Genomic DNA, 24,964 nt, shown 5'->3' with positions numbered 1-24,964 from the left:
CCCGCATCCAAGACATCAGGAGAAGCGTTATGAGTGAACAGACCCCAGGCAATCACAACCAGAATGGTGAAGGCGCTGGCGCCGGCACCATGAAGCCCGGTTCCCACAACACCGACGGGCAGGGCATCGCCGGTCACGGTTCGTTCTTCCAGTCGACCGACCTGTCGAAGGAAGACGCAGTCAAGGCCACCGACTGGGTGCGCAAGCACGTCGACCGCCGCACCGTCGACCTTGGCGACCGCATGGACGACGTCCGCGAGCACATGTACGAGCTCGAGAAGGACGGCCAGATCATCATTCATCGCATTAACGATGAACACGAGCCGATGTCGGTAAAGACCCTGTTCGGCTGGGACAAGAAGGTCCCGACCAAGCAGCTGTGGCACCACAAGTCCTGTGGCCAGTGCGGGAACATCCCTGGCTACCCGACCTCGCTGCTGTGGTTCATGAACAAGTTCGGCTTCGAGCCGGGCAAGGACTACCTCGACGAAACCGACCAGACCTCCTGCACCGCGTGGAACTACCACGGCTCCGGTATCGGGAACGTCGAGTCGCTCGCTGCGGTGTTCCTGCGCAACTTCCACCAGGCCTACGTCTCCGGCAAGCAGCACGGCCACGAGCTGGGTCATTTCTACCCGCTGGTGCATTGCGGCACGTCCTTCGGTAACTACAAGGAGATCCGCAAGTATCTGGTCGAGTCCGCCGAGCTGCGCGAGAAGGTCACCAAGATCCTCGGCAAGCTGGGTCGCCTGGTCGACGGCAAGCTGGTCATCCCGGAAGAGATCATCCACTACTCCGAGTGGGTGCACGTGATGCGTAACCGCATCGCTTCCGAGCTGCAGACCATCGATGTCTCCCACATCCGCACCACCGCCCACGTGGCCTGCCATTACTACAAGATGGTTCACGAGGACGCGGTGTACGATCCGACCGTGCTGGGCGGCAACCGTACCGCGATCATTACCTCCACCGCCCAGGCCCTGGGTGCGCAGGTGATCGACTATTCGACCTGGTACGACTGCTGCGGCTTCGGCTTCCGCCACATCATCTCCGAGCGCGAATTCACTCGCTCGTTCACGATGGATCGCAAGATCCGCGTGGCCCGCGAGGAAGCCAACGCTGACGTGATGCTGGCCAACGATACCGGCTGTGTCACGACCATGGACAAGAACCAGTGGATCGGCAAGGCACACAACCAGAACTTCCAGATCCCGATCATGGCGGAAGTCCAGTTCGCGGCCCTGGCCTGCGGTGCGGACCCGTTCAAGATCGTCCAGCTGCAGTGGCACGCGTCGCCCTGCGAGGACCTGGTCGAGAAGATGGGCATGTCCTGGTCCGAGGCCAAGAAGACCTTCCAGGAGTACCTGAAGGAAGTCGAAGCCGGCAATATCGAATACCTCTACAATCCTGAACTCGCTTACGGGGGCAAGGTCTGATGCAGCAAGATACCGTTCTAGTAGTGGGTGGTGGGCCGGCCGGTCTGGCCGCTGCCGCCAATGTCAACTCGGCCGGCTACAAGGCCGTGGTTGTCGAGAAGGAAGACGTCCTCGGCGGCGCCCCGATCCTGTCGGGTTACGCCAAGCTGGTGCCTTCCGGCGAGTGGGCCAAGGACGCCATAGGTCGCATGGTCAAGCGCGTGGAAGACGACGCCAACTCGACCGTGCACAAGAGCGCCAAGGTCGAGAAGCTGGAAGGCGAGGCGGGTAACTTCACCGCCAAGCTGACCAACGGCGAATCCGTCCAGGCCGGCGCCGTGGTTCTGGCAACCGGGTTCACCCATTTCGACTCCATCAACAAGCCGGAGTGGGGTTTTGGCACGTATGAAGACGTGCTGACCACCACCCAGATGGAACAGATGGTGGGCAGTGGCAAGATCGCCTGCCCGTCCGACGGCCGTGTGCCGGAACGTGTCTGCATCCTGCTGTGTGTGGGCTCCCGTGACCGTCAGATCGGTCGCGAATGGTGCTCCAAGATCTGCTGTACCGTCTCCGCCAACCTGGCGATGGAAATCAAGGAGATCTCGCCGGAAACCGACGTGTTCATCTACTACATGGACATCCGGACCTTCGGCTTGTACGAAGACAAGTTCTACTGGAAGTCCCAGGAAGAGTTCAAAACCAAGTTCGTCAAGGCCCGTATCGCGGAAGTGACGGCCTCGGGCGATGGTCGCCTGCTGGTCAAGGGTGAAGATACCCTGGTCAAGCGCCCGATCATCATCCCGTTCGATATCGTCGTGCATGCCATTGGCATGGATCCGAACGCGGATAACCCCGAGCTTTCCCAGGTGTTCGGTATCGGCCTCGAGAAGCACGGCTTCATCGAGAAGGCCGAGCAGTACACCAACACCTGTGGTACCACCCGCAAGGGGATCTACTCCTGCGGTGCGGCCTACGGTCCCGAGACGATCGACGACTCGATCGCCCAGGGTGCCGCCGCCGGTGGCCGCGCGGTTGCGGATCTGCATGCGCTGGTTCAGAAAGCCGGCTGAGGTCGTCAGCGACGAGGCGGCTTCGGGGCTGGTCCCGGAGCCGCTTGAGGTTACCTTTGACAAGGAGATCCTCGCGTCCAAGCTCTCCACCCTGAAAGCGACCATCGCCGAAGCGGGCGGGGTCGATGGGTTGGAGACGTTCATCGAGGCCTTGCGTTCGAAGCATGAAGTCTTTGCGGCGATCGTGGCGAAGGGCGACGAGATCGATGCAGAGGATGTTCGGGCCCTTGGGGGGCTGGTCTTCTCGGTTCGCCGGAAGCTGGTCACCCTGATGGCGGAACGGCAAGGCGCCCTGGTGGATGGGGTACGTTCCCTGGTCCGCCCGGATGTGGATGTCAACGAACGCCTGGCCGCATTCGCGGACCTGGCGGCGGATGACAAGAAGCTGCGCCGGGCGATCTGGGACTTCGGTGCCGAGATCCTGCATTTTGCAGATCCCGACGCCGTGCCACTGGCCTGTCGCTGGGTCTGGGATACTTCGACCACGACCGGGTCGTTGCGCGAGTTCATTCGCGCCAACGACACGCTTCGGTCGATCCCGATCGGGGAGTCGGTCGGTGCGATCGAGGGGGCGCGGCGCTGGTTTTACGAGGCGCTGGCGGAAGAGGGCTTTTACCGAGACCTGCCGTTTGTGACGGATCTGGTCTGGGTCCAGGCCTATTCGGACTACGCCCGTTCGCTATCGATGAGTTTAGGGATGATCGACAACCAGTTTGGTGGCAAGCAGGATCCACTGGAGCTGGCTGTGAAGATGCTGGGGATCGATTCCCCGGAAGGTCGCCTGAAAGGAACCGATGCGTCGCTGCATTGAATAACGGAACGAACTTGAGCCTGGCAAGACAGGTTTTCGGAGAGACGTCATGGCAATACATGAAAAAGCACTGATCGAGGACGAACGACTCCAGCAGCACGACGAGCTGGTGGTCGACGGGGTGGATGTTTCCGGTCACTGGAACACCATGATTGCCCCGCGCACGGTTCGCGATTACGACGACGATTTCGAGGCGAAGATCCAGACCTACACGGGTGCGGAGAACGTGCACCGCTGCTGGCAGTGCGGGTCCTGCACCAACTCCTGCACGATGTACGCGCAGAATGTGCAGTTCAATCCGCGCTACTGGATCTACCTGACCCGCCTTGGCATGAAGGAAGAGCTGGTCAAGGACAAGGACATCATCTGGCAGTGCGTTTCTTGCAACAAATGCACGAACATCTGTCCGAAGGACGTGAAGCCGGAAGGCGTGATGAAGGCGCTGGCGCACTGGATGGAAGAGGAAGGGATCACCGAAAAGACCCCGTCCAGCATCTTTGATGAAGAGTTCGCCGACCAGATCTACAAGACTGGCCGCATCGAAGACGGCAAGGTGATGCAGAACTTCTTCAAGAAGACCGGCCAGCCGCTTCTGCAGGAATGGCTGAAGGTGTTCGTCTTCCGCATGATGAAGCACCTCCCGGTGAAGCACCTGATGGCGATGGGCTTCAACACCATTCATACGCCGCGCACCAAGTCCTGGGGCAAGACCGGGGACGTGCTGAAGAGTTACGTGCGCGAACAGAAGGAGGCCGCTCATGGCTAAGGTTGCTTACTATCCGGGTTGCGCACTTGAGGGTTCCGGTGGGCCGTACGATCGCTCCACCCGCGTGCTTGTGAAGGCGCTGGGGCTCGAGATGGAAAACCTGCGCGACTGGAACTGCTGTGGCGCGATGGAGGTGAAGAACGTTCACCCCATGCTGCAGACCTACCTGTCTGCACGGAACATGGCGATCGCCTCCGAACAGATGGGCATGGACACCGTGATGGCCCCCTGCAACGGCTGCTATCACAACCTGAAGAAAGCCGAGTTCGAAACCGCTACGTCGGAAGACGCGATGAACACCGTGCAGGATCTTGCGCGTCAGTCGGATGACCCGGTCTATAGCGGCGACGTTCGCACCCTCCACCTGCTCGAGTGGCTGATGGAAGAACTCGGCCCGGAAGGCATCAAGCAGAAGATGACCAAGAGCCTGAACGGTATCAAGGTCGCGAACTACTACGGTTGCATGTACACCCGTCCGCGCCAGATCTTCCCGGAGAAGGACAATGGCCCGGGCTCCGACTCCAGCTATCAGCCGCACTTCATGGATGACCTTCTTGGCGCCGCGGGTGCGGTGAACGTCGAGTATCCGTTGAAGACGTCCTGCTGCGGTGGTGCGCACACCTTGTCCGATTCGGATACCTCGACCCAGCTGGTGCTGAACCTGCTGCAGTCGGCGGAAGACTCCGGTGCGGAAGTAATCGCCACCGAGTGCCCGACCTGCCACTCCGGTCTGGAGATGCACCAGGTTCGTGCCGAGACCGAGTTCGGCATCAAGACCGATGTGAAGGTGTTGTACTTCACCCAGTTGCTGGGTCTGGCCATGGGCCTGTCCGCGCGGAAACTGGGCATTCACGAGAACGTGAGTGATTCGATTGGCCTGTTGAAGGAGAAGGGGGTCATTTGATCCCTGGACCCATGCCCGGCATGGCCCATCGATGAGTTTGGAAGACGGGCGCCTGGCGCCCGTTTTTTTGTGGAGGCACGGGTCCCCGCGGTCCCGGGAATGAGGCGAAACATGGATTGCAACGGCTGCGAGTTTCACCCTGAACTGTTCTACGACGACGAATTCCAGATCTGGCTTCGGCGCGAGGACGACGACACCCTGACCGTGGGGATGACCGATCTGTCGCAGACGATTGCGGGCAAGATCATCCACGTGCGGGTGCGGCGGCCGGGTACGCGGCGACCGCCGGGCAAGCCGGTGGCCACGATCGAAAGTGGAAAATGGGCGGGGCCGATCCCCAACTTCATCGACTGCAAGATCGTCGAGGGGAACGAGGAGGTGCTGGAGAACCCGGTGCTGCTGAATTCCGATCCCTACAATGCCTGGATCGCCCGCGTCGAGCCCACCAATGGGATCGAGGCCGCGCTGGAGGTGTTCCTGACCGGGGACAAGGCCGAGGAAGGCTACTGCAAGCGGGCCAAGGACGATGACATCCAGTGCCAGCGCAAGCTGCGGTGAGCGGGACCATGGCTGATATCGACAACGACTATTACCTGGACAACGACGAGCAGACGGTCGTGATCATCATGACCTCGGGTCCGTCGACGCCCGGCCGTTGCGCCACGCCGTTCTATCTCGGCGCGGTGATGGCCTCGATGGATGTGGACGTGCACATCTTCTTCACCATGGAGGGCGTGCGCCTGATGGAGCAGGGTGTAGCGGATGATCTGCGGGCCATGGAAGACGGCAAGCTGATCAAGGACTTTATCCAGGACGCAAAACGTGCAGGCGTGCGCTTGCACGTTTGCCAGCCCGCTCTGCCGGGGTATAGAATCGACGCGTCTTCGGATCTCATCGACGATGTCGATGAAGTGAATCGGGCGAGCGAGTTAGCCGACCTGATACTACGCAGTGATAAAACGATAACGTTTTAATTTTCCCGCTTTATTTGAATATTCCTGGAGGAAGACATGGGTGCAGTTCGGGGTTGTGATATTCCGGAAGATCTGATGTACAACGTTGAAAACAACGTTTGGGTGCGCAAGGAAAGCGACGGTACCGCCACCGTCGGTCTGACGTCCTACGCCTGTTCGCTGGCGGGCACGATTGTGTCCTACACCCCGAAGAAGGTCGGCAAGACGGTCAAGAAGGACAAGTCCTGCACCACCGTCGAATCCGGCAAGTGGGTGGGTCCGGCGAAGACCCCGGTCACCGGTGAAGTCACCGAGACCAACGACAAGGTTGCGGGTAACCCGGGCCTGATTAACGAAGATCCCTACGGCGAAGGCTGGCTGATCAAGCTGAAGCCGGAAGACTGGGATGGCGAAATCGGCGATCTGAAGACCGGTTCCGACGCCCATGCGGCCTTCGAAGCCAAGATGGAAGCGGACGGTTTCGGCGGCTGCTAAGCCCCGATCCGGTCCGGGCCGCTGACCCGTTGCGGTTGGCGGCCTCTTTTTTTCGGTAATACCCGAGTAAAACCTTCAAGAAATGCGCCGACCCGGAGACCGCCGATGACAAGCTGGAACGATGTAATCCAGCGGGTAGAGCCCCTCGAGGACGTCCCCGTCGATCCGTTGCTGGTTGATGACCTCCAGCATAGCCTGCAACACGCCGGGGATCCGGGTTCGGTGCACTTTTATACCCCGACCTTCAAGTCCTACCAGTCCAGCGAGCTGGCCGATTGTGGCAAGAGTGCGTGGCCTGCGATGTCCATCACCGGTGGCGATTGCAAGCTGGCCTGCGATCACTGCAAGGCGAAGATCCTGGACCCGATGATCCCGGTCCGCACCCCGGAGGATCTCTGGCGCCAGGTGAATGGCGTGATCGAGTCCGGCGCCCAGGGCATGCTCCTGACCGGTGGCTCGAATCATCGCAACGAGGTCGAATACGACCCGTATTACTCCACCATCCGGCGCATCAAGGACGAATTCCCCGAATTCCGCATTGCCATGCATACCGCACTGGTGGACGACGACATTGCGCTGTCCATGGAACAGGCGGGAATCGATGCGGCGATGATGGACGTCATCGGCGCCCAGGACACCATCACGCAGGTCTATCACCTGCGGCGCAGCGTGGACGACTTCGAGCGCACGCTCGAGAGCCTGGTGAACACCAACATGAAGGTGGTCCCGCATATCGTCATCGGCCTGCACTACGGCAAGCTGCTGGGCGAGTGGAATGCGCTCGAGATGCTGGCGCGCCACCTGCCCGATGCCGTGGTGCTGGTGGTGGTCATGCCATTCTACGCGCCGGCCAGTCGCCCGTTCGAGACCCCGGATGTGCATGCGGTGGGACGCTTCTTCCACGACGCCCGCGCACGCCTGGGTGATACCTCGCTGCTGCTGGGCTGCGCCCGTCCGCCGGGCGAGGCCAAGAGCCAGATCGACAGCTACGCCGTGATGGCGGGCCTGTCCGGGATCGCTCACCCGGCGGAGGGGGTGGTGGAGCTCGCCGCGCGCCTGGGCAAGAAGGTGCGCGTGACTCCGGCCTGTTGCTCGATCGCTGTCGGGGACGAGGTGATGGCCGAAGACGCCGGCGCCGCCAGTGGCGTCGAACTGGACCTCGACACCATCGTGGCCGAGGAAGCCCGCCGTCGCGAGCAGGAGCGCAAGGCGCGCCAGGGCCTGGGCGGCATTCGCATCGTCACCGAGGGGGGCGAGGTTGCAGCCGGAGGTGGTTGTCATGCCTGAGCGCGACCAGACGACCCTGCGCATCCTCGACACCGGGCTGCGCCCGGCCGCCGAGAACATGGCGTTCAACCGCGCCCTGCTGGAATGCCATCAGGAAGGCGCATCGCCGCATACCCTGCGCTTTTTGCAGTTCCAGCCCTGTGCCCTGGTGGGGTTCCACCAGAACGTGGACCAGGAGATCAACACCGAGTACTGCCAGGAGAACGGCATCGCCATCCAGCGCCGCATCACCGGCGGTGGTGCGATCTATTTCGATGCCACCCAGCTCGGTTGGGAACTGTATCTGGACAAACGCTTTCTCGGTTCGGCCGACATGGGGCAGATTGCCGCGCGCATCTGTAACGCCGCGGCGGCCGGCATGCGTTCGCTGGGCGTGGACGCGCAGTTCCGCCCGCGCAACGATATCGAGGTCGACGGCCGGAAGATTTCGGGCACCGGCGGCGCCTTTGACGGCGATTCGATCATGTACCAGGGCACGTTGCTGATCGAGTTCGATGTCGAGGACATGCTGCGCATCCTGCGCATCCCGGCGGAGAAGCTTTCCAACAAGGCCATCGAGTCGGCGCGCGACCGGGTAGTGAACCTCGCCACGCTGCTCGACGAGATGCCCGCGCTGGACGTGGTCAAGGAGGCCATTGCGCGCGCCTTCGCCGAGGAATTCGGGGTGCGCACCGAAGCCGCCGGCCTGCTCCCGGAAGAGCGCCGCGCCTTCGACGAGGCGCTGGCCGACATCGATACCGAAGAGTGGGTGTATCAGCGCAACCGTCCGGCGACCGATGCCCCGATGTTCGAGAGCATCTCCAAGTCCGATGGCGGGCTGATGCGGGTGGGCGTGGCGCTGGACCCGGAGCGCAAGCGTCTGAAGCAGCTGTGGATTACCGGGGACATCTTCGTGAAGCCGGCCCGCACGATCGCCGATCTCGAGGCGGCCCTGCGGGATACGCCGCAGGCGGAGATGGAAGAGCGCGTGCGCGCCTTCTTCGCCGAGCGCGACGTCGAGATGCTCCAGCTGAGCGCGGATGACTTCATCGCCGCCATCCAGTCGGCGCTGGCGCAGGCCGAGGTCGAAGCGGTCGCGGAATGATGAACGGAACACGAGGTTTTCGCTAATGCTGCCCGGCGCGGTGGATGTGCTGGTTGTCGGTCTGGGCCCGGGCGGGGCCTCGGCCGCGCGTGTGTGTGCCGAGGCCGGGCTGTCGGTGCTCGCGGTCGAGCGTAACAAGGCCTTCGGCGAGCCGGTGCAGTGCGCCGAGTTCATCCCCAACCCGATGGGCGCGTACGCGCAGCCCGACGGCGTGTTGCTACAGCGGATCGACGCGATGCAGAGCTTCCTGCCCTCGGGCGCGGTGGAACATTCCGACTTCCCGGGCCTGATGGTGGATCGCGGCGAGTTTGATCGCGCCATCATCCGTGCCGCCGAGGCGAACGGGGCGCAGCTGGTGACCTCGACTCCGCTGGTGGCGGTGGACGCGGAACGTCATACCGCCCGGGTGAAACACGCCGGTGCCGAACACGAGATCGGCTATCGCGTACTGATCGCGGCCGATGGGCCGCATTCGCCGGTCGCCGAGTCGTTGGGCCTGCCGGCCCTGCCTACGGTGCAGACCCGCCAGTACACCGTGCCGCTGAGCAAGCCTTACACCGCCACCGATGTCTGGCTGTCCGATGACTACCCGGGCGGCTACGCCTGGCTGTTCCCCAAGGGCCAATGGGCCAATCTCGGCCTGGGCGCGGACAAGCGCATTGCCGGTGATCTCAAGGCGCCGCTGGAATCCCTGCATGCCCAGCTCGTGGAACAGGGACTGCTGGGCGAGGAGATCCGCTACCGCACCGGCGGGGCGATCCCGGTTGGCGGCCTGCGGGAGTCGCTGGTGGCTGGCGACGTGCTGTTCGTCGGCGACGCGGGTGGCCTGACGCACCCGATTACCGGTGCCGGTATTGCCGCAGCGGTGGTTTCGGGCGAGGCCGCCGGCGAGGCCGCGATCGGCCATCTGGAAGGCGACGCCGAGGCCCTGGCCGACTACGACGAAGACATGCGCGACCAGTACGGGCCGGCGCTGGATCGCGCCTGCGAGCGGCGCGCCTTCCTCAACGAACACTGGCGAACCCCGCGGGCGCAGGAAGATGCCACCCAGCGCCGCGGATGGATTGCATTTTCCGAGTATTTCAACGATGGTGACCGGGCCGCGTAATCGGCCCCGGTCGACGGATGCCTGGCATCCCCGAGACAACGCTGGAGGAATTCCATGAGTGCAAGTGCAGAGGAGATGGTCGCGCCGATCAACTTTTATCGGCCCGACTATCACATCAAGACCCCGGACATGCGTTCGCCGGAGTACGTGCAGATGTCCACCGCGGCCGCGATCACGCTGGGCCTGGTGCCGGGCACCATGCATCGCACGTCCTGCACGCACTGCCTGAACCTCCTGGTCACGTACCCGGAAGGCTGCCGTGCCAACTGCTCCTACTGCGGCCTGGCCCGCCACCGCGAGGAATCGCGGGATTACGCCGACCGTAACTTCATCCGCGTCGACTGGCCAACGGCCAAGTACGACGAGGTGATCGAACGCGTGAAGAACCACGCCGACGCCGGCCAGTTCGAGCGCATGTGCATCTCCATGATCACCCACCCGAACTCCGACGCCGACACCGTCGAGCTGCTGGAGCGCTGGGTCGCCGAGGTCAATCATATCCCGGTGTCGATCCTGTCCAATCCGACCACCATGAGCTATGAAGACCTCCAGCTCCTGCGCGACAAGGGTGCGGACATCTTCACCGTCGCGCTGGACGCGGTGACCCCGGAGATCTTCGAGCGCACCCGCGGCAAGGCGGTCGAAAGCCCACATAGCTGGGACAAGTACTGGCAGTCCATCGAGTGGGCCGCCGAGATCTTCGGCCCAGAGAAGTTTGGCGCGCACCTGATCTGCGGCATGGGCGAGACCGAGGAAGAGATCCTGCAGGTCTGCCAGCGCATCCGTGACTTGGGTGGCCACAACCACATGTTTGCCTTCTTCCCGGAAGAGGGCTCGCTGATGGAAGACTGGAACCCGGTCCCGCGTGACCAGTGGCGCCGCGTGCAGCTGGGTCGCTTCGTCATCGACTACGCCGGTGGTCGCATCGACGACATGAAGTTCAATGCCGACGGTCAAATAGTGGACTTCGGTCTGCCGCAGGCCGAGGTGGAAGAACTGATTGCCTCCGGCAAGCCGTTCCAGACCTCCGGCTGCCCCGGCAAGTCGGACGAGGAGGTCTCGGCCTGCAACCGCCCGTATGGCGATTCCAGCCCGACCGACATCCTGTCCTTCCCGTTTGCGCTGAACTCGACCGATGTCGGCTTCGTCCAGCGGCAAATGGCCGGGGAGGATGTCGGTACCTTCGACTTCGACGCCGACGAGGCGGAAGACGAGAAGACAGCCTGAAATCGATAGTGGTAGTATCCAGCGAAAGCCCCGGCACCCCCGGGGCTTTCGCACGTCAGGGGATCAATAAGACTTTTTGAATATTCAGGTTTCGAGCAGGGTTATCAAGGCCATTCGTCCGAGTGCCCTTGAACACACCTGCCGAAAAACTCGCGCCACAGTCGGTCACCGTGGCGCGGGTCGTGGGAACACCACCAAGACCGGACCGGCGGCGATACAAGGGGGCCGTGCGGAACCGGGGTGTTCGCACAACACAACAAGAAGACCACCAAAGGAGATAAAAGATGGAAGCACGCTTCATTCGCCGCAGCCTGGTGACGATCGCGGTCGGCTTGGCCATGGGCTCCGCCGGCGTCGCGCACGCCACCAACGGCTACTTCGCCCACGGGTATGGCACCAAGGCCAAGGGCATGGGGGGCGTCGGCATGGCGATCTCCCAGGATTCCTACGCGCCCGGTATCAATCCCGCCGGCCTGGCTGGCATGGAGACCCGTATCGATGGCTCGCTCGCCTACTTTCGGCCGGAGCGTTCCTATACGGCAGGGCAGCCGCAAGGACAGGGACCTTTCCCGCTAGCCCCCGGGGAGGTGGAGAGTGGGAGCAAGAATTTCTTCATTCCCTCGATTGGCTATGTCCAGCAGATCGACGAAACCCGATCCTGGGGTGTCACCCTGCTGGGCAACGGTGGGCTGAACACCAACTATCCGAATGTGAATAATGGTCCGGGCCAGCCAACCGGGACGTTTGGTGGCGGTTCGGCGGGAGTAAATCTCGAGCAGTTGGCGATCATCCCGACCTATGCGCAGAAGTTTGCGGATGGGCGGGTGAGCGTGGGCGTCAGCCCAATTATTAGCTACTCTCGGTTCGAGGCCAAGGGTATTCAAGGGTTCGAGGGCTTCAGCTCCGACCCGCAGAATCTTAGTGATAACGGGACTGATTCTGCCTGGGGTTATGGTGGGCAGATCGGATTCCAGGCGGATGTTGCGGACGGAGTTACCATTGGCGCTAACTATCGTTCCAAGATCCGCAACGGCGATTTCGACGATTATTCCGGGCTCTTTGCTGAAGGCGGTAGTTTCGACATTCCGTCAACCTGGGGTGCGGGGATCTCGGTCGAAGTGACGCCGTCTGTGACCATCGCCGCGGATTATCAGCGAATCAACTATTCGGATGTTGACGCAGTCTCGAACCCCTTCTCGAATCTGTTTAATAGCCCCGAAGCCATTGGAATGATGGGGGGGGACCCTTCAATGGGAGATCCGGAAGCACGCCTCGGCGGGAAGAACGGCCCCGGCTTCGGGTGGCGAGATATCAACGTCTTCAAGATTGGTGCCCAGTTCGAGGCCGGCAATGACTGGACGTGGCGTGTTGGTTACAACCGCGGTCAGAATCCGGTTCGCTCGGATGACGTGCTGATTAATATCCTTGCACCGGCCGTTATGGAAGATCATTTCACGGCGGGCTTCACCAAGGGCTTTGGTGAGAACCATGAGCTCAGCTTTGCCGCGATGTATGCGCCGAAGAAGAGCGTAAGTGGCACCAACCCGCTGGATGGCCAGGACATCGAGATCGAGATGCGTCAGTACGAGCTCGAGATCGGGTACGCGTACCGGTTCTGATCGGGAGGTCCGGGGCGGTCGGCTGACCGCAGCGGGCTTCGGTGTCGTGCGCCAGTGAATGGCGCGCCGGCCTTGAGGGGAAGGTCGGGTCCGCAAGGGAGGGCGGGCAATGCCGAAGTTCGTTCCGCACCGGGGGGTGCGTCCCGGGCCTTTTTTCTAGTCGAGCGTTCCGCTCGAACTCCACAAGAATTCAAAGGAGGATGCCATGCGAGCAATTCATGCCTTGCGCGGCTATATGAGTGCGGCCGGAATGGTGGCGGTGGTTGCGTTGTTTGCGGCCAGCCAGACCGTGGCGGCCGATACCTATCGCCCGTTCGTGCTGGCCTATACCGAATCGGGGACCGATGTTTCCGCCGAGGCCGCCAGTGTTCGCGAACGCCTGGAGGGGGCCGATTTCCGGTTCCTTGGTGAGTACCCGGTCAGTGATGACCGGCACGTGATTGTGGTGACGCACGATGATCTGCTGTCGGTCGCCGGTTCCGAGGAGCGGGGTGGCTACATTGCCCCGATCCGCGTGGCGGTGACCGCGGTCGATGGCCAGCTGCAGGTGAGCTACAACAACCTGGAGTATTTCCGCCACGCCTACCGGCTGGATCGTCCGGTAACGGGGGTCGCCAACCGCCTGTCCAGCACCCTGGGTGCCGAACGCGAGTACGGTTCCGAGGGCGGGCTGAGCGAGCGTGATCTGAACCGCTATCGCTATACCTTCGGCATGGAGCGCTTTGATGCCCCGTACGAGCTGGCCAGTCATGGCTCCCGGCGGGCGGCGCTGAGCGAGCTGGATGGCAATCTCGCATCCCGTGTCGCCGGGGTCAGCGAGGTCTACCGGGTGGATATCCCGGGGCAGGACGTCACCGTGATCGGCGTGGCCGTGCGCGAGGCGGACGGTGCCGCCCAGGACTCGGCCGACCTGCACCAGCTCGGCATCGTGGATGTGGGCGAGTTCCGCCATACCGCGACCGTGCCGATGGAGATCCTGGTCCGTGGCGGTGAGGTGGAGGCGCTGCACATGCGCTTCCGCAAGGCGCTGCATTTCCCGGATCTGCGGATGCTGGGAGACAACAGCTTCATGCGTCTGCGCAGCTCGCCCGGCGCGCTGGAGGAGACCCTGAAGGCGGTCGCCGGCTACGAGGAGCAGGAAGATAGCGGATTCGAGTGGTAACCCCGCTATAATCCGTTCGCGCCATGGAACGGCGCAAGGGGTGTCGGAATTCCCGCGTACCCCACTCAAGAACCCCGGTCTGCCGGGGTTTTTTTACGGCCCGGGCACGCAGTTGTTTTATGCTCCCGCAACACTCGCGGCAGGATGTACATCCATGAAATCGATGAAGATCGCCAATATTGGCGAGATCCGCAACGAACTCAACAAGTACAAGAAGGGCAAGAAGCTCGATATCCATCAGTTCAACCAGGTCGCGCGCCTGGCCTGGCTCGGCAAGATCGTGATGCAGCCGCTGGATCTGGAGGATGCCGAGTGCAAGTCCTTCCTGGTCTACATCCAGGAGCCGGAAGAGCTGGCCGCGCACTTTCTCGACACCGATCAGGAGCTGTCCGGCGGCATCCATATCATCGATGGCGAGCAGGCCATGGCCATGGTCGAGATCATGCGCAGCGGTGTGGAAGAACGCGCCAAGCTGTACGGGGACCTCTCGCGCAGTGACTTCTATTTCCGTTACTTCTACCAGCCCGGCCAGGAGGACAAGGCGGACGATCCCGCTGCCGGCCAGGACAAGACCGAGGGCTGACACTTGGTCGCATCGACGGTGACCCCGGAGTGGATCGACGCCGGGGCTCGCTCCGCCGAGGAACTCCACGCGCTGTATGCGGGGCTGGCGAGCATGACCTCGCCGGACGCCCCCCCGCGCGTACTCTGGACGCACGCCCGCGAGCCACATATTTCGGTCGGCGCTAGCCAGGATGCCACGTCCGATCTGGACCTTGCGGCCTGTGCGGAGCAGGGCGTCCCGGTGGTGCGGCGCCCGCTGGGCGGTGGCTCGGTCTGGGTGGATGCCGATCAGGCCTGTTTCTTCCTGATCCAGCCGCGTCATGTCCTCGCTCGGGGGCATCGCCACTTGTTTGCCATGGGCCTGGGCATTGCGATGGATGTCCTGCGCGAGCTTGGGCTGGAGGGCGTGGAGGCGCGGGGCCAGGATGTCTGGGTCCAGGGGCGCAAAATCATGGGCACCGGCGCGGCCACGCTCGACGAGGGCTGTGTGTTCGGGGCCAGCTTCCTGCGGCACTTCCCGGTCGAGCGTTTTCTCGCCTGTGTCCATGCCCCTAGCGAGGGCTACCGCGACTGGCTGCGCCCGGCGCTGGAGACCGGCATGACGGATTGCGCCCGTCAGTGCCCGGAGCCACCCGAGCCCGCGCAGGTCGAGGCCGCCCTGCGCGCGGTCCTGGAACGCCGTTTCGGCGTGCCGGTGCGGGTGATCGAGCCGGACCGAGACACCATCGAACAGTGGCTGGCGGCCGGGCGCGAGGAGCTCGAGGATCTGGCCGACGGGCAGGGGTCGCCTGCGGTGCGCGACGGGATTCGGGTGAACCGCGACAATCACGTGTTCGAGACCCGCGGGGCCTGTGGGCGCCTGCGCCTGCACGTCGAGGGCTCGCACATCGCACGGGTCTGGTGCGAGGACCCGGCGACCACCGCCATCCTCGAGGAACACCTGATTGGCGAGTCCCCGGAGCGCCTGCGCGTGCGCTCGCGCCTGAATGGCCAGCTCGACGCCCGCATGGTCGACGAGATCAGCGCCCGCATCGACGGGCTCTATCGCGGAATCGCGGCGGCCTGACCCGCCCTTTCCGTTACCCACGAACGCCGGAGATGCCGTATGTCCGAACCGACGATCGAACGCCGCCTGGAGAAACGCGTCATCCTGATGACGCAGGATGCCGGCTTGACCGAGCGCATGCAGGCCCAACTGCCGCAGGGCTGGCAGTTGCACCGGGTGACCGACCTGGATGAACTGGGTCCGTGGAACGAAATCCTACTGTACCGCTTCCTGCTGCTGGATCTGGACGAGATCGAGGCCTTCGACCCGCTGGACGTGATCCGGATGCTGCGCATGGAATACCAGATCAATCTTCCGGTATTCTGCTTCGGTGGCGATCAGGACATCCAGGACGAGATGCGCCTGTCCCGCGCCGATCGTTTCTTCGGGCGCGACGAAATGATCGACAAGCTTCCCGAGTTCATTCGCCAGTACGACTGGTAACGGGCCCCGGTCCGGCCTGACGGCCGGACGCAGCGTTACAGGGAGATCGTGGCATGGAACCCATCATCCGGGTGCGCGAGCTGTACAAGGTCTTCGGGCCGAACCCGCAGGAAGGCCTGCGTCTGATCGAGGACGGGCTGGACAAGGACACGATCTTCGAACGCACCGGCAACACGGTGGGCGTGAAGGACTGCAACCTCGATATCGCCGAGGGCGAGATCTTCGTGGTGATGGGGCTGTCCGGGTCGGGCAAGTCCACCCTGGTGCGTCTGCTTAACCGCCTGATCGAGCCCACTGCCGGCACGGTGGAGGTCCGTGGGCGTGACGTCACGCGCATGAGCCAGCGCGATCTGATCCGGCTGCGCAGCGAGGATCTGGCGATGGTGTTCCAGTCTTTCGCGCTGATGCCGCACAAGACCGTGATCGACAACGCCGCCCTCGGCCTGGAGATCGCCGGCGTCGGCCGCGCCCGCCGCCGTGAACGCGCCCAGGAGGCCCTGGACCAGGTGGGTCTCAAGGCCCATGCCCGCAGCTATCCGGATGAACTTTCCGGCGGGATGCAGCAGCGCGTGGGCCTGGCCCGTGCGCTGGCGACCGATCCCTCGATCATGCTGATGGACGAGGCCTTCTCGGCGCTGGACCCGTTGATCCGCACCGAGATGCAGGACCGCCTGCTGGACCTGCAGCGCGAACACCGACGTACGGTCGTGTTCATCTCCCACGACCTTGACGAGGCGATCCGGATCGGGGATCGCATCGCCATCATGCAGGGGGGCGAGGTGGTGCAGGTGGGTACGCCGAAGGAAATCATCACGCACCCAGCCAACGAATACGTGCGCTCGTTCTTCCACGGCGTGGACATCACCCAGGTATTCCAGGCCTGCGACATCATGGACAGCGAGAACATCCCGGTACTGGAAGCCGATACCACGGCTGGTGAGGCGCGCAACCGCATTGCCCACGTACCGGGTAACGAGGCCGTGATCGTCGATGCCGGCGGGCGCTTCCAGTCCGTCGTCCAGGCCAAGCGTCTGGGCGAGCTTACCCTGGATCGCGCCGCCAGCGAGGTCGCGGTGGAGGTGGAGCCGGTCCCCGAGGATACGGCGCTGGCCGACCTGCCGCGGCGGGCTGCGCAGAGCCCGGTATCCATCCCGGTGGTGGATGGCCAGGGCCGGTTCCGCGGTCTGGTAACCCTGCAGCGCCTGGTCGAGGCCCTGGACCGCAGCCGCAACGCGGCCGCCGCGAACGGAGATTACTGACATGGAAGGGCGCATCAATATCCCGGTGGGCGAATGGATCGAGGGCGGAGTCGACTGGATCCTCGATAACCTGGAGCCGGCGCTGGACGGTATTGCCTGGTTCCTGGGGCTGCTGACCAACTCCTTCGAGGGGGCCTTGCTCGCGATCCCCGCGTGGCTGCTGGTGCTGGTGCTGGTGGGGCTTAGCTGGTGGCGGGTCAGCTGGCGCTTTGGCATCTTCGCCATCGTGGCGCTGGGCCTGATCCTCGGGATGGACCTGTGGGAGCCCACCATCAAGACGTTGTCGCTGGTGCTGGCGGCCACCGCCGTGGCGCTGGCGATTGGTATGCCGGTCGGGGTCGCGATGGCGCGCAGCGATTGGCTCGAGGCCTCCATCCGTCCGGTGCTGGATCTGATGCAGACCATGCCGCCTTTCGTCTACCTGATCCCCGCCGCTATCTTCTTCGGGCTGGGCACGGTGCCCGGCGCGATCGCCACGGTGGTGTTCTGCATGCCTCCGGTGGTGCGTCTGACCAATCTCGGTATCCGGCAGGTGAATCGCGAGCAGATCGAGGCCGGGCTGGCCTTCGGTTGCAATCGGCGCCAACTCCTGACCAAGATTCAGCTGCCTCTGGCGATGCCGTCGATCATGGCGGGCATCAACCAGACCATCATGCTGGCGCTCTCCATGGTGGTGATCGCGTCGATGATCGGTGCCGGCGGGCTTGGCAACACCGTGCTCACCGGTATCCAGCGGCTCGATGTCGGGCTGGGGTTCGAGGGCGGCCTGGGGGTCGTGATCCTCGCCATCCTGCTCGACCGGATCACTCAGAGCGTAGGACTGCGGCGCAAGGCGAGCAGTTGACCGGCCCTCGCGTCGCGCTATCCGTTTCACTCGAAGGAAGGAGTAGCACGATGACCAAGACACTGACTTCAACCCTGCTGGGCGGCGTACTGGCCGCCTCCATGGGGCTCTCCACGGTCCAGGCCGACGATATCCAGATTGGCTGGACCGCGTGGTCCGACGCCGAGTTCGTGACCCGGCTGGCCGAACGCGTCATCGAGGACGAAATGGGCTACTCGGTCGATCTGATCCAGACCGATATCGCCCCGCAATACCAGGGTCTGGCCTCCGGCGACATCGACATGATGCTGATGGCCTGGCTGCCAGGGACCCACGCCGACTACATGGAACGCGTGGGCCAGGACGTGGTGAATCTTGGACCGCTGTACGGCAACGCCCGCCTCGGCTGGGTGGTGCCGGACTATATCCCCGAGGACGAGCTCGGCTCCATCGAGGACCTGAAGAAGGACTCCGTACGGGACAAGCTGAATGGCCGCATCACCGGGATCGACCCGGGCGCGGGTCTGACGCGGCTGTCGGAAGAGGCCATGGAGACCTACGGCCTGGATGGCTACAACCTGCAGATCTCCTCCGGGGCGGGTATGACCTCCGCGCTGGAACGCGCCATCCGTCGTGACGAGTGGATCGTGGTGACCGGCTGGAGCCCGCACTGGAAATTCGGCGCCCATGACCTGCGTTACCTCGAAGACCCGGAAGGGGCCCTGGGCAGCTTCGAACGTATCCATGCCCTGGCTCGTGAAGGCTTCGCCGAGGAGTACCACGACGTGGCGATGATGATCTCGCGTATGCACCTGGATCTCGAGGTCCTGGAAGACGCGATGTTCTACGCCCAGGAAAACTCCTACGCGGAGGCCGTGGATCGCTTTATCGAGGACAACCCGAAGTACGTGCAGTACTGGGTGACCGGTGTGATCGACTGATTACCGTAGGCCATGGCCATGCCCGAAAGCCCCGCTCCGGCGGGGCTTTCTTCGTCTGGGGCCCCGATTCCATTGTTAACCGCGAAGCGCACGAAGATACGAAGAAGGGCCAAGGCGATTGCACCACGGAAGACACGAACAGCCCGCAGAAGCCCGATTCGGGGACGGGCGACGGGTCGATCGGAGCACCTTGTCGGCATTCTCCGGTCACCATGAAGACGCTCCTCCCTCGGCATCCCGGATAACCGCTGGAGATTGCCCGGACGTCCGGGGGCTCGCCCGGGAGATCCCGGCTCTCCGCTTCGCTGCGGCCGGGATGACGAGGGGGTATGCGGCCGGGGATGACGAGGGGCATGCGGCCGGGGATGACGGGGCGTGTGGCAGGAGATGGCAAGGGACGGTTGTGGCTGGACCAAAAACGCGAAAAGCCCCGGGCAGGTTGCCGCGGGGCCTTTCGCTGCTGCCGTCCCCGATGGAGCGGGGCCGCGCTAGCGGGGCTGGATCAGCCGATCCAGGCGTGTTCCAGCACGTCGATGCGGACCTTCTCGTGGAAGGTCTCGCCATTGCCCTCGATCACCAGGTCGCCAATGCGGGTGCCGGCGGTGTCGTAGCTGAACTTGCAGTCGAAGGTGCCCGGCAGGGACACGCTGCCCTCGCACAGGGTCTCGCCTTCCACGGAGAACGAGCACTGGGCGCTGCCGGAGCCGTTCAGCACGGCCTGCAGCCGGAATTCCTCGTTGACCGGACGACGGTAGAAGTTCGGGTCGCGGTTCGGGTTGTACTGCAGGTTGTTCAGCTTGACGAGCTTGACAAGTTTCATACCGGGTCCTCTATTGAAGCGCTGAATCCGAGTGACGGGCGCATCCGCAAGACCAACCCCGTAGCCGTGGGGCGTTTGGTTCATGCAAGTGCGCAGGTTCGATAGAATAGAAACAGAGAATGATACAACAAAGCCTGCGGGAACACGATTGGCGGCCCGCCCAACGCGCAGCAGGGTAACGCCGCCCCCGCGCATACACCAGTCCCGGCCCCGCGGCCAGTCCCGGCCCCGCGGTCGACATCGGAGATCCCATGAAGAACCTGATCAACCGCATCCGCGGTGTGGAACGCGACGTCATCGAGAAACCGGGGGACGCAGGGGACGCCCCGTTCTACAAGCCCCAGCGCGACGAGATCGAGATCTTCAAGGCGGCCTACTCGAAGCGCCTGCCGGTGATGCTCAAGGGGCCAACCGGTTGCGGCAAGACCCGCTTTCTGGAGCACATCGCCCACGTCCTGGGTCAGCCGCTGGTGACGGTGTCCTGCCACGAGGACCTGACCAGTTCCGACTTGGTCGGCCGCTTCCTGCTGGAGGGCGAGGAAACCGTCTGGCAGGACGGCCCGCTGACGCGCTCGGTCAAGGAGGGTGCGATCTGCTACCTCGACGAAATCGTCGAGGCGCGCACCGACACCACCGTGGTGATCCACCCACTGACCGACCACCGCCGCCAGCTCCCGCTGGACAAGAAGTCGCAGATCATTGATGCGCACGAAGACTTCATGCTGGTGATCTCCTACAACCCGGGTTATCAGACCGTGCTGAAGGACCTGAAGCCCTCGACCAAGCAGCGCTTTGTCGGCATCCATTTCGACTACCCGGAGGAGGATGTCGAGCGCGAGATCGTGGCCAAGGAATCCGGTGGCCTGGACGCCGATCGCGTGGAGAAGCTGGTCGCCGCCGGGCGCAAGGCGCGCGCACTGAAGGACCACGGTCTGGAAGAGGCCACCTCCACCCGTGCGCTGGCCTACGCCGGCGAACTGATGCAGGCGGGTTTGAGCCCGCGCGTCGCCTGCCGCGCCGCGATGATCGCCCCGATCACCGATGACCCCGAGCTGATCCAGGCACTGGAGGAGATCTTCGACGCCCACTTCCCCGAGTCCGAAGCCGCGTGAGGGACCCCGCGACTCAAGGCGGCGCGAAACCGGAGGCGGAAGAACTCGTCGAGATCGAGGAGATCCTCCAGCACCTGGAGGACATCAGCTTCGTCGCGCACCGTGATACGAAGGAGGCCCTGCCGGCGATCCGTCCGTTCGGGGCGACCATCGCGCGGCGCTGGATCGAGACCGCACGCGACCTGTTCTTCCATGACCGCGAGGCCGGCAAGAGCTTTATGCGCCACTCGGCCCGCCTTGCCGAGCACATGCAGACGGTGGAGCTGTGGCTGGAGCAGGCTGCGCGCTTTCAGGAGTGGGTGAACTCCAATTACGCCCTGGAAGGCTTCATGGCGCAGGCCGACCGGGTGTACGCGGAGTGGGGCGAGGCCGGCGAGCGCGAGTGGGCCGAGATCGGTCTGCGCTGGTGCGCACGGAGCCTGCCGGATGCCCGTGCCTATTTCGAGGCTCCATTCGACAAGCTCTCGGGCGGGCGCGGCATCGAGGGCCTGCGCGCCCTGATCGAGCCGGCCGAAAAGCTGTTCGACGAGCGTGGCCTGACCCTGGACGCCTACCTTGAGGGCGCCCCGATCGCCCGCAACCTGGTCGGCGACGCGGGTCTGCTCTCCTGGGCGCGGCGTGGGGCGGACTTGCTGAAGGCCGGGCGCTCGCGCGGCGAGGCCTATTTCCGCCTGGAGAGCGACGAGAGTCTGAAGCTCTTGCTGGAGGCGCTGCCGGGCTTCCGCCCGCGGATGAACGGGCGCTTTCTGCGCCTGGTGCTGATGGCCTGGCTGGATGCCGATATCCCGCTGGCGGATTCCAGCTGGAAGCCGGGCGAGGGTCGTCCGATGCTCGAGACCGACGGGCGCCGCCTGTTCATGCCGGCGGTGATGGATTCGCGCGAGGAGGCGATCGTCGCGACCCAGCACGCGGCCGCACATCTCGCCTTCGATACCTACGCGCAACCCGACGTCGAGCGTCTGTTCGAGCGCGCCGGCGCCGAGCATCCGCCGCTGGACGACAAGTCGCGCATCACCTGGCGTCCGTTGTTCGCTCAGTTCGAGGCGCGCATGTTCAGCTTCCAGGTCCTGTTCGACCTGGCCGAGGACCTGCGCGTGAACGCGCGCCTGGCCCCGCGCATCCCGAACTTCCTGTCGCGCCTGGTGGAACTCGCCCGGGCCCACGAGCGTCCGGAGGGTGCAGCCGGCATCTACTACGACTTCGCCCTGCGCGCCCACGAGGCCCTGCTGCGCGGTGAGGCCCAGGATCCGCGCCTGGAGCGGATGCTGGAGCCGGACGCCGATATCGTCACCGCCTGGGCCGTGGGCGAGGAACTGTTCGCCGACGACGCCTTCCCGGAAATCACGATCGAGGAGCGTGCCGAGGCCTATCTGCCGGGGCTGTCGCTGAACCAGTCGCTGCCGGTCTACCCGCAACGCAAGCGCGATGGCAGCCTGGCCGATTTCCGCGACCACGAGGCGCACGACGAGCACAAGCTCGAGCACCAGAAACAGGAAGAGCAGCCCCAGCAGGCCCCGGAACAGGCGCAGAAGGACCCGGACGCGGATATCCAGACCCCGCAGCAGGAGACCTCCGGCACCGGCGGGCGCATTGGCACCGGCATTCCGCAGCCGGCCCAGGTGGCCAAGCGCGGCGTACCCTATACGCCACGGAAGGACGGCATCCCGTATCCCGAGTGGGACTACCGCGAACAACGCTACATCTCCGACTGGGTGAACCTCTACGAGCGTGTGCTGGACGACGAGAACCCGGAGCTGGCGGCGACCATCCTGTCGGAGAACGCCGACACCCTGAAACGTCTGACCCGCGGTCTGGAGATGCAGCGCCCCATGCGTCTGGCGCCACAGCGCAAGCAGCTGGACGGCGACGAGCTGGATACCGAAGCGGTGATCGACTACATCGCCGACAAGAAGGCCGGGCTCTCGCCCAAGGCCTTCATCTACCGGCGCCGCGCGGTGCAGCACCGCGACACCTCGGTGCTGATGCTGGCGGACATGTCCACCTCCATCATGGCGCGCCACCCGAGTGGGCAGGGCAAGATCGTCGACCGCATCCGCGAGGGGATGATGCTGTTCGCCGAGGCCATCGAGAAGGTCGGCGACCCCTATGCGCTCGCCGGCTTTGCCTCCAAGCAGCGTGACCAGGTCAATTACTACTGGTTGAAGGATTTCAACGAGGACCTGAACGACACCGTGCGCGCCCGCATCGCCGGGATGTCCGGGCGCCTGGCTTCGCGCATGGGGGCGGGCATCCGTCACTCGCTGGAGGCGTTCAAGCGCAACTCCAGCCAGCGTCGCCTGTTGCTGATCCTCACCGACGGGCGCCCGGCCGACTATGACGACGGCGGTGACCCGCGCTATCTGCACGAAGACACCCGCATGGCGATGAAGGAGGCGGTGGATGCCGGTATTCACCCCTTCTGCATCACCCTGGACCCGTCCGGGTCCGAGTACCTGCCGGCCATCTTCGGCCCCGGGCACTACACCATCATCGACCACGTGGACGAGCTGCCGCGCCGTCTGCCCGAGATCTACCTGAGGCTGCGCCAGTGAATGCCACCCCCGAAGCCATCGATCAGGACGCCACAGCCCCGGGGTCGGAGCGCGCTCCGGCCCGTCGCCACGCGACCCTGCTGCATGCGCCGCGTTATCGCGGGCACAGCTACGGTGACAATCACCCACTGGGTATCCCGCGCGTGTCGCTGACCATCGACCTGATCGAGGCCTATGACGCGATCACCCCCGGGGAGATGGCCGTCACGCGCAAGGCGCAGCCGGCCGAGCTCGAATGGTTCCACACCCGCGAGTATGTCTCCGCGATGCAGCGCGCCGAGGCGCTGGGCAAGGTTTTCCAGCGCTACCGCGACCGCCACAACATCGGCAACTTCGAAAACCCGTTCTTCGCCGGCTTCTTCGCCACCCCGGCCACTGCCACCTTCGGCTCCATTCAGGGCGCCGAGGTCGTGCTGGGCGGGCAGATGGCCTTTAATCCGGCTGGCGGCATGCACCACGCCGCCCCCGACCAGGCGCGCGGTTTCTGCTACTTCAACGACCCCGCGCTCGCGATCCTGCGCCTGCGCCAGGCCGGTCAGCGTGTGCTCTATCTCGACATCGATGCCCACCATGGCGACGGCGTCGAGGCCGCGTTCATCGATGACCCGGATGTCCTCACCGTCTCCCTGCACATGGATACCGAATACGGCTATCCCTTCGAGGGCGGTCGCATCGAGGACACGGGTCCGCTCGGCAACGCCGTGAATGTGCCGCTGCCGAAGGAGACCAATGACAGCGAATTCCGCGCCGCCTTCACCCGGGTCTGGGACGCGGTGCTTGATCGCTGGCGGCCGGACGTGATTGTCGTCCAGGCCGGTACCGATGCCCTGCTGCCGGATCCGCTCGGCAAGTTCGGCATCTCCACCCAGTGCTTCCTCGCCTGCATCGACGACGTGATCGAAACCAGCCCGCGCCATGCGGATGGCACGCCGAAGCTGCTGGTCCTCGGGGGTGGCGGCTATCACCCCCTCGCGCTCGCCCGCTGCTGGACCGGCGTCTGGGCCCTGCTTACCGGGCGCGACCTCCCCGCTGCGATCCCCGCTGGCGGCCAGGCCTTGCTGCGCGAGGTCGACTGGGACATGGACGAGGAAGAGGCGTGGTACGCGAACCTGTTCGTCTCCCGCCTGGACGCTGACCGTTCCGGCCCCGTGCGTCCCGAACTCGAGGACCGCCTGGAGCGGCTTTTTCATACACACCCGCTGTTGCGCGGGTAGTGGAGAGACGCTGAACCACCACCGGCCCGTGACTGCGGGTACAGACGATACCGAGCCTGGATTGCGGCTCCGCGTCTCCTGGGGCGCTCATCGGGTGTAAAGCTTTCCGACGGGGTTTCGGGCCGTTTTCCCGAAAAATGTCGGTATGGTTTACACGAGGCCCTTCGCGGTGAATCGGGTTTAAGAATAACTCCGGATCAAACAGGGTCTTATCGGCTTTGGCGCGTGTCTTGCTTCGTAGTTGCTCGAGAGGGCGAAAGGCGCCCTGAGCGGTCAAAAGGCCGGG

The 24,964-nt window shown here is 64.1% G+C and carries 24 protein-coding genes; 23 read left to right on the top strand and 1 reads right to left on the bottom strand.

Annotated elements, in window-relative coordinates:
* Positions 1-29 precede the first annotated feature (29 nt).
* The 20 genes from F816_RS0104260 to F816_RS0104165 all read left to right on the top strand — a co-directional run bounded on the left by F816_RS0104260 (position 30) and on the right by F816_RS0104165 (position 18,980).
* Positions 30-1,436, top strand: coding sequence for a heterodisulfide reductase-related iron-sulfur binding cluster (locus F816_RS0104260; protein ID WP_019593682.1), 1,407 nt, complete (start codon positions 30-32; stop codon positions 1,434-1,436).
* A 23-nt stretch (positions 1,437-1,459) separates the two neighbouring features.
* On the top strand, positions 1,460-2,488 hold the full coding sequence (locus F816_RS0104255; RefSeq protein ID WP_019593681.1) for an FAD-dependent oxidoreductase: 1,029 nt from the start codon (positions 1,460-1,462) through the stop codon (positions 2,486-2,488).
* The gene (locus F816_RS0104250; RefSeq protein WP_019593680.1) at positions 2,427-3,299 is read left to right on the top strand and encodes a hypothetical protein; all 873 of its coding nucleotides are present in this window, start codon (positions 2,427-2,429) and stop codon (positions 3,297-3,299) included. Before F816_RS0104255 ends, F816_RS0104250 begins: the two co-directional genes overlap by 62 nt.
* A gap of 49 nt (positions 3,300-3,348) precedes the next feature.
* Positions 3,349-4,065: a 4Fe-4S dicluster domain-containing protein gene (locus tag F816_RS0104245; RefSeq protein ID WP_018938848.1), complete on the top strand. Its 717-nt coding sequence runs from the start codon at positions 3,349-3,351 to the stop codon at positions 4,063-4,065.
* A complete protein-coding gene (locus F816_RS0104240) occupies positions 4,058-4,969 on the top strand; it encodes a CoB--CoM heterodisulfide reductase iron-sulfur subunit B family protein (protein WP_018144004.1) in 912 nt (303 codons plus the stop codon). The genes F816_RS0104245 and F816_RS0104240 overlap by 8 nt, the downstream gene beginning before the upstream one ends.
* A gap of 111 nt (positions 4,970-5,080) precedes the next feature.
* On the top strand, positions 5,081-5,527 hold the full coding sequence (locus tag F816_RS0104235; RefSeq protein WP_018168416.1) for a glycine cleavage system protein H: 447 nt from the start codon (positions 5,081-5,083) through the stop codon (positions 5,525-5,527).
* Positions 5,528-5,535: 8 nt separating this feature from the next.
* A complete protein-coding gene (locus F816_RS0104230) occupies positions 5,536-5,943 on the top strand; it encodes a DsrE family protein (RefSeq protein WP_026181993.1) in 408 nt (135 codons plus the stop codon).
* Positions 5,944-5,979: 36 nt separating this feature from the next.
* Entirely contained in the window at positions 5,980-6,417 is a 438-nt protein-coding gene (locus tag F816_RS0104225; RefSeq protein ID WP_077276997.1) for a glycine cleavage system protein H, read from the top strand.
* Positions 6,418-6,522: 105 nt separating this feature from the next.
* A complete protein-coding gene (locus F816_RS0104220) occupies positions 6,523-7,704 on the top strand; it encodes a radical SAM protein (protein ID WP_018144000.1) in 1,182 nt (393 codons plus the stop codon).
* Positions 7,697-8,788: a biotin/lipoate A/B protein ligase family protein gene (locus F816_RS0104215; RefSeq protein WP_019593679.1), complete on the top strand. Its 1,092-nt coding sequence runs from the start codon at positions 7,697-7,699 to the stop codon at positions 8,786-8,788. The genes F816_RS0104220 and F816_RS0104215 overlap by 8 nt, the downstream gene beginning before the upstream one ends.
* A gap of 25 nt (positions 8,789-8,813) precedes the next feature.
* A complete protein-coding gene (locus F816_RS0104210; protein WP_019593678.1) occupies positions 8,814-9,896 on the top strand; it encodes an NAD(P)/FAD-dependent oxidoreductase in 1,083 nt (360 codons plus the stop codon).
* Between the two features lie 54 nt (positions 9,897-9,950).
* Positions 9,951-11,123 carry a radical SAM protein gene (locus tag F816_RS0104205; RefSeq protein ID WP_019593677.1) on the top strand — a complete coding sequence of 391 codons (1,173 nt, stop codon included), beginning with the start codon at positions 9,951-9,953 and terminating at the stop codon, positions 11,121-11,123.
* Between the two features lie 284 nt (positions 11,124-11,407).
* Positions 11,408-12,742 carry an OmpP1/FadL family transporter gene (locus F816_RS0104200; RefSeq protein WP_019593676.1) on the top strand — a complete coding sequence of 445 codons (1,335 nt, stop codon included), beginning with the start codon at positions 11,408-11,410 and terminating at the stop codon, positions 12,740-12,742.
* Between the two features lie 205 nt (positions 12,743-12,947).
* Positions 12,948-13,904 carry a hypothetical protein gene (locus F816_RS0104195; RefSeq protein ID WP_019593675.1) on the top strand — a complete coding sequence of 319 codons (957 nt, stop codon included), beginning with the start codon at positions 12,948-12,950 and terminating at the stop codon, positions 13,902-13,904.
* A 154-nt stretch (positions 13,905-14,058) separates the two neighbouring features.
* Entirely contained in the window at positions 14,059-14,487 is a 429-nt protein-coding gene (locus F816_RS0104190; protein WP_019593674.1) for a hypothetical protein, read from the top strand.
* Between the two features lie 3 nt (positions 14,488-14,490).
* Complete coding sequence (locus F816_RS0104185; protein ID WP_019593673.1) at positions 14,491-15,534, top strand: lipoate--protein ligase family protein; 1,044 nt, start codon at positions 14,491-14,493, stop codon at positions 15,532-15,534.
* Between the two features lie 39 nt (positions 15,535-15,573).
* Positions 15,574-15,957: a hypothetical protein gene (locus F816_RS0104180; RefSeq protein WP_019593672.1), complete on the top strand. Its 384-nt coding sequence runs from the start codon at positions 15,574-15,576 to the stop codon at positions 15,955-15,957.
* Between the two features lie 53 nt (positions 15,958-16,010).
* Positions 16,011-17,216, top strand: a complete 1,206-nt coding sequence (gene proV / locus F816_RS0104175; protein WP_019593671.1) for a glycine betaine/L-proline ABC transporter ATP-binding protein ProV — start codon at positions 16,011-16,013, stop codon at positions 17,214-17,216.
* Position 17,217: 1 nt separating this feature from the next.
* Positions 17,218-18,060, top strand: coding sequence for a proline/glycine betaine ABC transporter permease (locus F816_RS0104170; RefSeq protein ID WP_019593670.1), 843 nt, complete (start codon positions 17,218-17,220; stop codon positions 18,058-18,060).
* Positions 18,061-18,110: 50 nt separating this feature from the next.
* Positions 18,111-18,980, top strand: a complete 870-nt coding sequence (locus F816_RS0104165) for a glycine betaine ABC transporter substrate-binding protein (RefSeq protein ID WP_019593669.1) — start codon at positions 18,111-18,113, stop codon at positions 18,978-18,980.
* Between the two features lie 502 nt (positions 18,981-19,482).
* Here the strand turns inward: F816_RS0104165 and F816_RS0104160 are convergent.
* Entirely contained in the window at positions 19,483-19,800 is a 318-nt protein-coding gene (locus tag F816_RS0104160; protein WP_018143988.1) for a hypothetical protein, read from the bottom strand.
* Between the two features lie 251 nt (positions 19,801-20,051).
* On the opposite strand from F816_RS0104160, the gene F816_RS0104155 reads away from it, so the two are divergent.
* Genes F816_RS0104155 through F816_RS0104145 form a run of 3 tightly spaced genes read left to right on the top strand, consistent with a single transcriptional unit; the run spans position 20,052 to position 24,678 of the window.
* Complete coding sequence (locus F816_RS0104155; protein WP_018168425.1) at positions 20,052-20,912, top strand: CbbQ/NirQ/NorQ/GpvN family protein; 861 nt, start codon at positions 20,052-20,054, stop codon at positions 20,910-20,912.
* Positions 20,909-23,464 carry a nitric oxide reductase activation protein NorD gene (locus F816_RS0104150; RefSeq protein ID WP_019593668.1) on the top strand — a complete coding sequence of 852 codons (2,556 nt, stop codon included), beginning with the start codon at positions 20,909-20,911 and terminating at the stop codon, positions 23,462-23,464. The genes F816_RS0104155 and F816_RS0104150 overlap by 4 nt, the downstream gene beginning before the upstream one ends.
* Entirely contained in the window at positions 23,461-24,678 is a 1,218-nt protein-coding gene (locus F816_RS0104145; RefSeq protein ID WP_019593667.1) for an acetoin utilization protein AcuC, read from the top strand. The genes F816_RS0104150 and F816_RS0104145 overlap by 4 nt, the downstream gene beginning before the upstream one ends.
* Positions 24,679-24,964: the final 286 nt, after the last annotated feature.

Origin of the sequence: Thioalkalivibrio sp. ALM2T (genome assembly GCF_000381505.1) — a bacterium.
Classification (GTDB): Bacteria; Pseudomonadota; Gammaproteobacteria; order Ectothiorhodospirales; family Ectothiorhodospiraceae; genus Thioalkalivibrio; species Thioalkalivibrio versutus.
Note: the sequence above shows the minus strand (reverse complement) of the source record. Positions and strands in the feature narration are given on the sequence as shown.

Excerpts from the sequence above, each read along its gene's own strand:
- F816_RS0104260 (WP_019593682.1), top strand. The coding sequence starts at position 30 with ATGAGTGAACAGACCCCAGGCAATCACAACCAGAATGGTGAAGGCGCT.
- F816_RS0104245 (WP_018938848.1), top strand. The coding sequence starts at position 3,349 with ATGGCAATACATGAAAAAGCACTGATCGAGGACGAACGACTCCAGCAG.
- F816_RS0104240 (WP_018144004.1), top strand. The coding sequence starts at position 4,058 with ATGGCTAAGGTTGCTTACTATCCGGGTTGCGCACTTGAGGGTTCCGGT.
- F816_RS0104235 (WP_018168416.1), top strand. The coding sequence starts at position 5,081 with ATGGATTGCAACGGCTGCGAGTTTCACCCTGAACTGTTCTACGACGAC.
- F816_RS0104230 (WP_026181993.1), top strand. The coding sequence starts at position 5,536 with ATGGCTGATATCGACAACGACTATTACCTGGACAACGACGAGCAGACG.
- F816_RS0104225 (WP_077276997.1), top strand. The coding sequence starts at position 5,980 with ATGGGTGCAGTTCGGGGTTGTGATATTCCGGAAGATCTGATGTACAAC.
- F816_RS0104220 (WP_018144000.1), top strand. The coding sequence starts at position 6,523 with ATGACAAGCTGGAACGATGTAATCCAGCGGGTAGAGCCCCTCGAGGAC.
- F816_RS0104215 (WP_019593679.1), top strand. The coding sequence starts at position 7,697 with ATGCCTGAGCGCGACCAGACGACCCTGCGCATCCTCGACACCGGGCTG.
- F816_RS0104210 (WP_019593678.1), top strand. The coding sequence starts at position 8,814 with ATGCTGCCCGGCGCGGTGGATGTGCTGGTTGTCGGTCTGGGCCCGGGC.
- F816_RS0104205 (WP_019593677.1), top strand. The coding sequence starts at position 9,951 with ATGAGTGCAAGTGCAGAGGAGATGGTCGCGCCGATCAACTTTTATCGG.
- F816_RS0104200 (WP_019593676.1), top strand. The coding sequence starts at position 11,408 with ATGGAAGCACGCTTCATTCGCCGCAGCCTGGTGACGATCGCGGTCGGC.
- F816_RS0104195 (WP_019593675.1), top strand. The coding sequence starts at position 12,948 with ATGCGAGCAATTCATGCCTTGCGCGGCTATATGAGTGCGGCCGGAATG.
- F816_RS0104190 (WP_019593674.1), top strand. The coding sequence starts at position 14,059 with ATGAAATCGATGAAGATCGCCAATATTGGCGAGATCCGCAACGAACTC.
- F816_RS0104180 (WP_019593672.1), top strand. The coding sequence starts at position 15,574 with ATGTCCGAACCGACGATCGAACGCCGCCTGGAGAAACGCGTCATCCTG.
- proV (WP_019593671.1), top strand. The coding sequence starts at position 16,011 with ATGGAACCCATCATCCGGGTGCGCGAGCTGTACAAGGTCTTCGGGCCG.
- F816_RS0104170 (WP_019593670.1), top strand. The coding sequence starts at position 17,218 with ATGGAAGGGCGCATCAATATCCCGGTGGGCGAATGGATCGAGGGCGGA.
- F816_RS0104165 (WP_019593669.1), top strand. The coding sequence starts at position 18,111 with ATGACCAAGACACTGACTTCAACCCTGCTGGGCGGCGTACTGGCCGCC.
- F816_RS0104160 (WP_018143988.1), bottom strand. The coding sequence starts at position 19,800 with ATGAAACTTGTCAAGCTCGTCAAGCTGAACAACCTGCAGTACAACCCG.
- F816_RS0104155 (WP_018168425.1), top strand. The coding sequence starts at position 20,052 with ATGAAGAACCTGATCAACCGCATCCGCGGTGTGGAACGCGACGTCATC.